Genomic DNA, 10445 nt, shown 5'->3' with positions numbered 1-10445 from the left:
CTTTTGCGCAGCGTCATGCTGGCCCGTGTCTTGGCGTGTCAGTTGCTGCAGTTCGCGCTCGAACTCCTCTATGAACACGCGCACATGCTCGTCGGTCAGGATATGCTCTTGGAGGACCGCCAGCGTCGCGGTCTCCAGTGGACCTTTGCGCCGAAATCTGCACCGCATAGTGAAATTCGCTATGGCCCGGCAGGTGCCGGATGATTGAGATTCTGAGCACGTCCTGCTCGTCATAGGCGCCGATCCGCTCAAACCATTGCTCGAAGATGGCGCGCGCCGCCTCGCGGTCGGTGAACATCACAGCCAGTGTCGGCGGATAATCCGGGCCGTTTCCAGCAAAGGCCGCCCCGCGCCATTTGGCCTGGTCCCAGGCGTGGAGATTGATGACCGAGCGCACGCCGAGATCTCGATGGCTGATCGCCGTCGATTTGGATTCCAACAATTCCTCGCGCGTCTTGCTGGCCTGGCGGGCCGCGAGTCCTACGAGATCGAATTTTTCGATTTTCGGACGATCATCACGCGGCGGATACTCCTCCCAAAGGCCCTAATCTCAACGGTCACGGCTGTGTCCTCGAACGACTGGCTCGTCACTTTTTGGCATTTGCGTAGCGCCATCGGCGATGATGTGCCTACATGAACAAACGACTGGAGTCGGGGAGCGACAATTCGACCGCCAGCGTCCGACTATGGGTCCAAGCAGAAAGACCACGATGGAAGAAGCCAAGTCAGGTGCGTGAACTGCGGGGGCTGTCGTCCCACGCCGCCATTGCGTGCTTAATCCCTGATCGTATGGCGTTTGCGGGGACCGCGTCTCGCGCTTGTATCGAAATACCCAGGACGAGTCCGTCGTACAGCGCGACCAACCCTGCAACATCTGTGGCGGAGTCGAGATCGCCCGCGCTCACGCCGGCAGTGATACACCGGTGCAGCGCCTTCCGGGTGACGTCGCGCTCGGATCGGGTCAGCGCCCGGATCGGCTCGCTTGCCTCGGATGAGATCATTCCGGACAACGTGACCATGCAACCGGTGGGATGCGCAAGGTCGGTCTGTACCGCGACCGACGCCATCAATGCCTGTTCCAGCCGTGCACGCGGCGGCAATCGTTCGTCGTCGAGCGCGTCGACGATGCTGCCATGCCGGTCCAGATACCGCGCCAGCGTTTCGCGATACAGCGCCTCCTTCGAACCGAATGCAGCATAGAAACTCGCCGACGAGATGTCGCCCATCGCCCGACGCAGCGTGAGGAGCGATGCGCCCTCATACCCGTGCTCCCAGAACAGATGCATCGCGCTGTCCAGCGCCGCATCCCGGTCGAACCCACGCGGTCGTCCGCTCCGTGCCATAATTCTCCGCTCCTGACATTGAGGATTAATCGATCCATTATTCGTTGACAAGCGGTCTTCGGTCCTCGAATGCACTGGACCAGTCGATCCAGAAGTGAGTTTTGCGTGCGTCCAAAATCGATTCCGACCGAAGCCGGCGCGAGCGAGACGCTGCCGATCTCCGCGCTGCTAGCGCTGGCGATGACCGGCTTCACCGCGATCCTGACCGAGACGCTTCCTGCCGGGTTGTTGCCGCACATGGCAGCGGGGCTGGACGTGTCGGAGTCGCTCGCCGGGCAGACGATCACGGTCTATGCCGTCGGTTCCCTGCTCGCGGCGATCCCGCTGACGCTGTACACGCAAGGGTGGCGCCGCAAACCGACGTTGCTGGTCGCGATTTTCGGCTTCCTGATCTTCAACTGCGTGACCGCCGTATCGACGTCCTATGCGCTGACGCTGGTCGCGCGGTTCATGGGCGGGGTCGCCGCGGGCCTCGGTTGGGGGATCATCGCGGGATATGCGCGGCGGATGGTGGTTGCGCCGTTGCGTGGCAAGGCGCTCGCGATCGCGATGGTAGGAACGCCGCTGGCGCTGTCGATAGGCGTGCCCCTCGGGGCGATGCTGGGCACGACGCTTGGCTGGCGGATGGCGTTCGGGCTGATGTCGCTCACCACGCTCGGCCTGATCGGCTGGGTGCTGTGGCAGGTGCCGGATTTCCCCGGACAGCCTGCCGAGCAGCGATTGTCGATCATGCGGGTGTTCCGCACACCGGGCGTACGGACCGTGCTCGTCACGCTGTTCGCGTGGATCACCGCGCACAATATCCTCTATACCTATATCGCCCCGATCGTTGCGCTGTCGGGCGTGCAAGGCAGGCTCGACCTTGTGCTCCTCGGGTTCGGACTTGCCGCGCTGGTCGGAATCTGGGTCACGGGCGTGCTGATCGATCGGGCGTTGCGGCCGCTCGTGCTCGTCAGTCTGACGATGTTCGCGGTGGTGTCGCTAGCGTTCGGGCTGTTTGCGGCAATCCCCGAGGTGACGATCATTGCGACGATTCTGTGGGGGCTGTCGTTCGGCGGTGCCGCGACTCAGCTTCAGACCGCGCTTGCCGATGCCGCCGGAGAGGGCGTCGATCTGGCGAATGCGATGCTGACGACGGTGTGGAACGGCGCGATCGCCGCGGGCGGGATCGTCGGCGGCGTGCTGCTCGATCATCTCGGTGCAGGGGCGCTCGCTTGGGCCGTCCTTGCGCCGACGCTGTCCGCCCTGGTGCTTGCATCCCGCGCAAGCCGCCACGCCTTCAAGCCCGGTCCACGGGCGTTCGACTGAAGTACCGGTCGCGCATCAATTAACGCAGGAGACTTCGATGAAAGCCTATCATATCGGCGCCCAGGACGGCATCGACGCCCTCGTCGCGGCGACCCGCCCCGAACCCGTCGCGGGCCCCGGCGAAGCGCTGGTCGCACCGCGCCTCGTCGGCTTGATCAGCCGTGACGTTCAGTTGTTACGCGGCACCTACGGTCCTCGCCAGTCGGAGACCCGCATTCCGATGTCCGAAGGCGTCGGCGAGGTCGTCGCGATCGGAGAGAGCGTGACCGAGATTGCGGTCGGCGACCGTGTCGTCTGCGGCCATTTCGCGAACTGGCTGGACGGTGCGTTCCGCGCGGACGTGTTTGCGCACGATATCGGCATCACGCACGACGGCTGGCTGGCCGAGCGTATCGTCCTGCCCGCCGCGGCCTTGATCCGCGTGCCGGACGCGCTGGCCGACGCGGATGTCGCAGGGCTCGCCTCAGCAGCGCTGACGGCCTGGAACGCGCTGATCGAGATCTGCGACGTCAAGCCTGGCGACACCGTCCTGTGCCTCGGTACCGGCAGCGTCTCGCTGGCGGCGCTGAAGATCGCCAAGGCGCGGGGCGCGCGGGTCGCGATCACCTCGTCCCGCGATGCCAAACTCGAGACGGCGCGCGCGCTCGGTGCGGACATCACGATCAACTACCGCACGTCCCCCGATTGGGCGGCGGAAATGATCGCCAAGACGGACGGCAAGGGGGCCGACATCGTGATCGAAACCGGCGGCGTCGATACGCTGGGCCATTCGATCGCAGCGGCCGCGGCGAATGCGCGGATCATCGTCATCGGCGTGTCGCCAGGCGAGGGGCCGGCGATCCATAATTACCTGTCCCTCATCCTCAAGAACGTGACGATCCGCGGCATCGCCAACGGCAGTCGCGCGATGTTCGTCGACCTGCTCGACACGATGGTCGCGAACGGGATGACGACCGTCGTCGATCGGACGTTCGCCTTTGATGATGCGCCGGCCGCCATCCGCTACTTCGCCGCCGCCGGACACCTCGGCAAAGTAATGATCGCGTTCTGACCACGTTCTCTGGCGCCAGCCGCCAACGCGGGCTCAAAAGGCCGTTTCATCCATTTTACAGCTTTTGTGACCGTAAAAAGCGAAATGAACGAAAGTCCGAAGTCCGAAGTCCGAAGTCCGAAGTCCGAAGTCCGAAGTCCGAAGTCCGAATGCCGAAGTCGGTAGGCGGGGAAAGTCGCGGGAATGACCGTAACTGGGTCTGGCTGGAAGCTGTAGGGCAGAGTGCCTTCCGCTCACACCCGGACGCTCAGACTGATAATCAGCGCTCCCGACAACGGCCACTCGTTAAGCTCGATCTGGGAAGGGGGGTGCCCGGGACGGTTCTCAGCGGGATCGCCCGGGCGACTGTCCCGCTACGGGTTCGTTTTCGAGAAAACCAGATCAGCAGGAAACGACCATTCGCTCGTCGCCCCCGTCGATTTCGTACCGGGTTGGAAGCCGGCGTTACGGCGCTCGGTTAACCACCGCCTCAATCCGGTATCCATCTGGATCGAACGCAAAGGCCGCATAATAATTGTCGCCATAATCAGGACGTGGCCCGGGCTGCCCGTTGCAGCATCCTCCGTGCAGCAATGCGGCAGCGTGAAATCGATCGACATGTTCCGGCTCGGACGCGGAGAATGCCAATTGGAACCCCTCACCGGGTACGCTTACTTGGGATTCAAGATTGAGTAACAGTTTGTCACCTTGCCCGATATATTCATAACCTACTGATTCATCTCCCGTAAAAACACGGGCATAGCCAAGTGGGGTAAGTGCCGCATCATAGAAAATCATAGAGCGTTTCAAATCGGTCGCAGCAATTGAGAGATGATGAAGCATTATCGTTCCAGCCTTCGGAATAGTTCATATTACATGTACCGGCGGCTCTTAATTCCAGCCATTTCCAAAACGCCATCCCTCGCGGGACTGCTTGATCGGTCTCAACCGCCGTTCGTTTGTGGGAAAAGGCTAAGAACACACGTGTATCCTGATCGCTCACTGCAGGCCGCGTTCCTACCCGTGTCGTCGGAAGCCCCGGCTCACCCCCCGGACACTGTCTGAGGTAATTTAACGACGCACGTGTCCGTCCAGCCCAGCGACCTTCCGTCTGCCGCGCGGAGCGTCAACGTTTCTACTGGCACATTGTCTTGCGCGTCGACCAGCAACGAATGGCGCTCGGCTGGACCGTAAAGCTCTGCTTCGCCCCACTGACGCAAAGCGGCGACGACGACATGCAAAGCCTGTCCCTTCGCCGTCAGGACGTATTCGCGATAGGCACTGCCGCCCGATACCGCTTGCGTCTCGAGGATGCCGCGCTCCACCAGTGCGCGCAGACGGGTAGCGAGCATCCCTTTCGCAATCCCCAGGCTCGATTGTAACGCGCTGAAACGCCGGATGCCTTCCATCGCATCGCGGATGATCAGGAGGGACCACCAGTCGCCGATCGCGTCCAGCGAACGCGCGACCGGGCATGGTGCATGCATAAAACTAACGCGCTTGACCAAGGCCGTTCCTCAAGTGGTTCCTATTACGAACTGGACCCATACACTGGGAGTGGTCTTATAATAAGACCATGGCCTTTGAACAATCAGATACATCCCAAGACACTTGTTTCCCGTTAGCCGACAAGACCACGACCATCATGGCGATTGCGGCCGGCTTGGCGGTTGCGAACGTTTATACGGTCCAGCCCTTGCTGAACGTGATCGGTGAAAGCTTGGCAATGCGCCCTGCAAACCTCGGACTGGCGGTTACACTGACCCAACTCGGTTACGCAGCAGGACTAATTCTCCTCGTGCCGCTCGGCGATCTTTTGAACCGTCGTTCGCTGATCGTCGGCCAGACGGGATTGTCGTTCCTGGCTCTCGCAATCGTTGCCCTGTCCGATTCACCAGGGCTTTTTCTGTTCGCGCTTGCTGCCGTCGGCGCATTGGCGGTTTCGGTGCAGACGCTTGTGGCGTTCGCGGGAACGCTCGCGCTGCCTGAAAGGCGCGGCGCGGCAGTCGGCAAGGTCACCGGCGGCATCGTGATCGGCATCCTCGTTGCTCGCGCCGTGTCGGGCGGCGTCAGCGAATTGCTAGGCTGGCGTGCGGTCTATGCAATCTCGGCACTTGTGAGCTTGGTCACGACGCTGGCGCTGAGCCGAGCGTTGCCCGGCGATCCTAGGCAGCCAGGAACTGCGAGTTACGGATCGATTCTGCGTTCCCTTCCGCGGTTCTTTCTCGACGATAGACTGCTGAGACGTCGTGCCGTTTACGCCTTCATCATTTTTGCAGCGTTCAGCACGTTCTGGACGGCGGTGGTATTCCCGCTGACCGACGCACCCTTTCGTCTTTCTAATACTCAGGTGGGTCTGTTCGGCCTGGTCGGCATCGCCGGAACGCTCGGCGCGCGTGGCGCGGGCAAACTGGTCGACAAGGGATCAGAGAAACGCGTCACAGGTACCGCCCTGGCATTGTTATGCCTGTCATGGGCGCCGATCGCGCTTTTGTCATTCTCGCTCTGGTGGCTTGCCGTCGGGATCGTGCTTCTCGACCTTGCAGTACAGGCCGTCCATGTCACCAATCAGACGTTGATCGTCGGTAGACACCCGGACGCTGCCGGTCGCGTGATCGCCGTCTATATGGTGTTCTATTCGCTGGGAAGCGCAGCGGGAGCCGCGGCATCGACCTACGTTTATAGCGTCTCCGGGTGGCACGGCGTCTGTCTGGCGGGCGCCACGATCAGCATCGCCGGTCTGTTATTTTGGGCGAGCACCGCCCGAACTCCGACCGACAACCTGCTAGCATTGGCCGTTTCGCTTTGTCCTGATTAAGAGCGGCTGCGGTCAATCACCACCCTCTGTGGAGAAGCTGCTGGCACGCCTGCGTATCTCCTGAAGGCGGGAGATCGCAATGAACGAATGGCCGAAGTTGGGGAGCCAGAAACGCGCTGCGAAAGACGACTTCTGGGTCGCCGCGGCGATCGGAATAGGGCTAATACGTCGTCGACATATTACGGCGCGCGGACTGTCGGCGCATCTTGTGCGCATGACCAAGCTCTTCTTTTCGTACAGCCATAAGGACGAGGATCTTCGGAACGAGCTCGAGACGCATCTCGCGACACTGCGGCGCGAGGGATTAATCGAGGCGTTTCACGATCGGCGCATCCCCGCCGGTGCGCATCTCGACGATGCGATCGACGCCTATCTCGAGGAGGCCGACGTCATCCTTTGCCTCGTCAGTCCCGACTTTATCGACTCTGAATATTGCTACTCGCGTGAGATGACCCGAGCGCTGGAGAAGGATGCGGCCGGAGAAGCAAAAGTCATTCCGGTGATCGTTCGGCACTGCGACTGGCCCAACACGCCTCTAGCTAAGCTGAGGGGCACGCCGCGCGACAACCGACCGGTTAAGTCTTGGCCTGACCGTGACGAGGCTTGGGTTGACGTGGCGCGAGACGTGCGCACCGCTCTCCTCGCCGCAAGCGGCAGGGCTCCTCTTGCCTCTACGGCCGACGCGGTGCCCGTGGCGGGGCAGGCATCCCAAGCGGCACCCGTCGTGCAGCGCGCTCGCTCGGCAAACGTCGCGGTCGAACGGCGCTTTACCGATCTCGACCGCGACCGCTTTGTCCGGCAAACGTTCGAGTTTGTGACAGAGTTTTTCGCGAACTCGCTCGCCGAGGTTCAGGCACGGGCACTCGATGTTGAGGGTTCGATCGTGAACCTCGACGCCAACCGCTTTACAGCGGCGGCCTACCGGGATGGGCGCAAGGCCGCTGCCATCACAGTCTTTATGGGCGGTATGTCGCGCACCGGCCGCGAGATCAGCTTCCACCTGTCGGACGATTGTGCCACCAACACTTCCAACGGATCGTTCTTCATTAAGGACGACGAAGGAGAGCTAGCATTCAAAAGCCTGTTCGGCAGCTTCCGGGGCTCGCAGGAGAAGCTGGTAGGCCCCGAAGAGGTGGCGGAGCAAATATGGTCAGCCTTCTTCGAGCCCTTGAGCCGCACCCGCTAACGCTTAGCCTGCACGGGCGGAGCACTCAGCAACGTTCGAACCGTTCAACTGCGCCATTACTAAATTTTGGCTGGCCGCTTGGAAGACATCAGCAGGCGTCGGGTTTGGGGAACCTTTAATAGGCGAGAGACGTCCGCGGTTCGATCGTAGCAATCAAGGGTAGAGGATCCGCGTCCGCCCACCTGGCACCATTCACTTAATGCGCTGGCGTAGTCATAGGCGGACAATCGTTCATAACCGGATCCCGCACAGGTATGTTTCTCATCAATAGGTTCGAACTCTCGGTGCCCTTGATCCAGGCGCCAATGGCGGGCGTAGCCACACCTTCGCTAGCGGCAGCGGTATCCGACGCGGGAGCGTTGGGGTCGATCGGAGTGGGTGCGACCGACGCCGCCGGCGCTCGGGCGATGATAGAGGAGGTGCGCAGCCGCACGACCCGGGCGTTCAACGTCAACGTCTTCGTCCACGCTGGCGCAAAGGCCGATCTTTCGCGGGAAGCGCAATGGTTGAATTGGCTTGCCCCGCTGTTCGCCGAGTACGGCGCAGAACCCCCGAGGGCGCTGAAGACCATCTACAAAAGCTTCGCAGATGATCCCGACATGGTGGCGGTACTGCTCGATCTTGCGCCGCCAGTGGTCAGCTTCCACTTCGGGTTGCCGTCCGCCGACGTGCTCTCGGCGTTGCGAGCGCGCGGTATTTACCTCATGGCGACCGCGACCAGCCTCGACGAAGCACATGCGATCGAAGCGGCGGGAATCGACGCTGTGGTCGCGCAAGGGATCGAGGCAGGCGGGCATCGGGGTGTCTTCGACCCCACCGCGCCCGACGACGCGCTCGGCGTGTTCGCGCTGACCCGGCTCTTGGTGCGTAAGAACAACCTACCAGTCATCGCAGCTGGCGGGATAATGGACGGCGCCGGCATCGCCGCGGCGCTCGATCTCGGCGCATCGGCAGCGCAACTGGGAACTGCCTTTGTCGCATGCCCGGAGTCGGCCGCAGACGATGCATACCGGGCGGCCCTTACCGGTGCAGGCGCATACCACACTGTCCTCACGTCGCTTATTTCTGGTCGACCCGCGCGTGCCCTGGCCAACCGGTTCACGGCTCTCAATCAGTTGGTCGATGAACGTCAACCGCCTGATTATCCTATTGCCTATGATGCGGGGAAAGCCTTGCACGCGGCTGCCAAGGCACAAGGCGAACACGGTTTCGGGGCGCAATGGGCAGGGCAAGGTGCGCCGCTGTCTCGTGCTATGCCCGCAGCAGCCTTGGTTGGGGTGCTGCGAGAGGAACTCGAATTGCGACGGATTTGAGATCTGGTTGTGCGCTGCGACGTTCCCTGATCGGAATTGCCGTTTCCCCACCCGAAGCCGTCTAAACAGACCGTCGAGCGCACTGATCGCAGCATTCGAGCGAGATGAACGAATGGCCGAAGTTGGAAACATCAAAAGCGGTCGCTAATGGACGAAACTGGGTCTCGCCCGCCCACGGCTACCGGACACCAACGCCCACATCTGGACGTTGAGGTGAGCAAACCGCAGCTTTAAAAGCGGACATCCGTTCATCACGATGATGCCAACCCAGCCATGCCTAAAGCAAAATTCAAAAGGTTTGTATCAGGCAGTATTCAAACCTATGGTGCACCAGCACGGTACGTTGAAAATCGTGGTGCGGTGCTAGCCGCGGTGCAGCAGACGGCTTAGGCTATCAACATGCGCATCATTCTGCTCGCTCTCGCTTGGTTCCTGATAAGCGCTGCGCCGGCCGATGCGCCGATTGGCACGTTCCAGACATGGGCGTCCTACAAAAAGTTGCCGCTAGACTTCACCTCAGGCGGAGTGATCGTACATGTGGAGGCGATGCCGTGTTCTAATCCGCCGGCTACCGAAAGTGAGTCCTGCCGCTACGATGGATTTAATAATCAAGCGTTTGTAACTGTGGGCGGGCGAGGCGTGGCGCCGATGACAGTGCTGACCGATAAGCAAAGCGCTTATGCGCGAATTGCTGTCGTGCGATTTGACTGGCACGATCCGCGACCTGGGGTAATAGTCGAAAGCCAATATGGAGGCTCGGGCGGCAAGCTAACGCTGCAGCTTCTTGTTCCCAGCAGCAACAGCTACCGGTCGGTATCGTTGGAGGATTGCAACGGGGCCGATCTGGAAGTCCAGTTGGCAGATTTACCCGAAGACTTATCTGGCGACGGCCGCATCGACCTGAAATTCGAGGATGGTGCATTTGACTCTATATTCGGCTGTAATGCTTGCACCCCGCGTCCCCCAGTTTTTTTCGCGGTGAAGGAAGGTAAAATCGTTGATGAAAGTCGTGATCCGGCGCTGCGCGGTCTTTTTGCTGCCGACATGGTGCGTTCGGCACCGATATGTCTGTCCAACAAGCGCTACCGCAATGGCGCCTGTGCCGCGTACACCGCAGATGCAGCGCGAGCAGGACAGTTCGAGGCCGCATGGGCATTAATGCTAAAGCATTATGAGCACGGCAGTGACCTATGGGAGCCTTGCGACATGCCCGTTTCGGCTTGGGTGAACCATCGCTGCCCTGAAGGACATGTCACCCACTTCCGCGATTTCCCAGAGTCTTTGCACGCCTACCTCGTGCGGACAGGCTATCTTTCCTCTCCATCCCAGCCATTCGTGATGCAAAAATCAAACAGACTGTGTGAGAACCCGGTCTGAGGATTCCCGTAGATCGCGGCGCATGGTATGTTTGTGGCATGGCGCATCTGTCTGGAACGGACCGCTCGCA

The 10445-nt window shown here is 61.1% G+C and carries 11 protein-coding genes; 8 read left to right on the top strand and 3 right to left on the bottom strand.

Going from position 1 to position 10445, the window contains the following annotated elements; genetic code table 11:
• Both C8J40_RS20630 and C8J40_RS20515 read left to right on the top strand, forming a co-directional pair.
• Positions 1-204: hypothetical protein (locus C8J40_RS20630; RefSeq protein ID WP_207901324.1), on the top strand; the 204-nt coding region annotated here is incomplete at its 5' end.
• A 52-nt stretch (positions 205-256) separates the two neighbouring features.
• Positions 257-637, top strand: coding sequence for a hypothetical protein (locus tag C8J40_RS20515; RefSeq protein ID WP_165911557.1), 381 nt, complete (start codon positions 257-259; stop codon positions 635-637).
• A gap of 88 nt (positions 638-725) precedes the next feature.
• Here the strand turns inward: C8J40_RS20515 and C8J40_RS19870 are convergent, their stop codons facing one another.
• Positions 726-1343 (bottom strand): TetR/AcrR family transcriptional regulator, encoded by a 618-nt coding sequence (locus tag C8J40_RS19870; RefSeq protein WP_132898508.1) that lies wholly within the window; start codon positions 1341-1343, stop codon positions 726-728.
• Between the two features lie 105 nt (positions 1344-1448).
• Here C8J40_RS19870 and C8J40_RS19865 point away from each other — a divergent pair, with 105 nt between their 5' ends.
• Entirely contained in the window at positions 1449-2651 is a 1203-nt protein-coding gene (locus C8J40_RS19865) for an MFS transporter (protein ID WP_243693521.1), read from the top strand.
• A 37-nt stretch (positions 2652-2688) separates the two neighbouring features.
• Positions 2689-3702, top strand: a complete 1014-nt coding sequence (locus tag C8J40_RS19860; protein WP_132898506.1) for an NAD(P)-dependent alcohol dehydrogenase — start codon at positions 2689-2691, stop codon at positions 3700-3702.
• Between the two features lie 444 nt (positions 3703-4146).
• On the opposite strand, the gene C8J40_RS19855 is transcribed toward C8J40_RS19860, so the two are convergent.
• Together C8J40_RS19855 and C8J40_RS19850 are read right to left on the bottom strand one after the other, a co-directional pair.
• Positions 4147-4524, bottom strand: a complete 378-nt coding sequence (locus C8J40_RS19855; RefSeq protein ID WP_132898505.1) for a VOC family protein — start codon at positions 4522-4524, stop codon at positions 4147-4149.
• A gap of 200 nt (positions 4525-4724) precedes the next feature.
• Entirely contained in the window at positions 4725-5189 is a 465-nt protein-coding gene (locus C8J40_RS19850) for a helix-turn-helix domain-containing protein (RefSeq protein ID WP_132898504.1), read from the bottom strand.
• 68 nt (positions 5190-5257) lie between these two features.
• On the opposite strand from C8J40_RS19850, the gene C8J40_RS19845 reads away from it, so the two are divergent.
• The 4 genes from C8J40_RS19845 (at position 5258) to C8J40_RS19830 (ending at position 10375) form a co-directional block, all read left to right on the top strand.
• Complete coding sequence (locus C8J40_RS19845; protein WP_132898503.1) at positions 5258-6499, top strand: MFS transporter; 1242 nt, start codon at positions 5258-5260, stop codon at positions 6497-6499.
• A 79-nt stretch (positions 6500-6578) separates the two neighbouring features.
• Positions 6579-7685 carry a toll/interleukin-1 receptor domain-containing protein gene (locus C8J40_RS19840; protein ID WP_132898502.1) on the top strand — a complete coding sequence of 369 codons (1107 nt, stop codon included), beginning with the start codon at positions 6579-6581 and terminating at the stop codon, positions 7683-7685.
• A gap of 254 nt (positions 7686-7939) precedes the next feature.
• The gene (locus C8J40_RS19835) at positions 7940-8998 is read left to right on the top strand and encodes a nitronate monooxygenase (protein ID WP_132898501.1); all 1059 of its coding nucleotides are present in this window, start codon (positions 7940-7942) and stop codon (positions 8996-8998) included.
• Positions 8999-9397: 399 nt separating this feature from the next.
• Positions 9398-10375, top strand: a complete 978-nt coding sequence (locus tag C8J40_RS19830) for a hypothetical protein (protein WP_132898500.1) — start codon at positions 9398-9400, stop codon at positions 10373-10375.
• Positions 10376-10445: the final 70 nt, after the last annotated feature.

The sequence above is a fragment of the Sphingomonas sp. PP-CC-3A-396 genome, assembly GCF_004343105.1.
Classification (GTDB): Bacteria; Pseudomonadota; Alphaproteobacteria; order Sphingomonadales; family Sphingomonadaceae; genus Sphingomonas.
The sequence above is the reverse complement of the archived record's forward strand: the minus strand, read 5'-3'. Positions and strand labels throughout refer to the sequence as shown.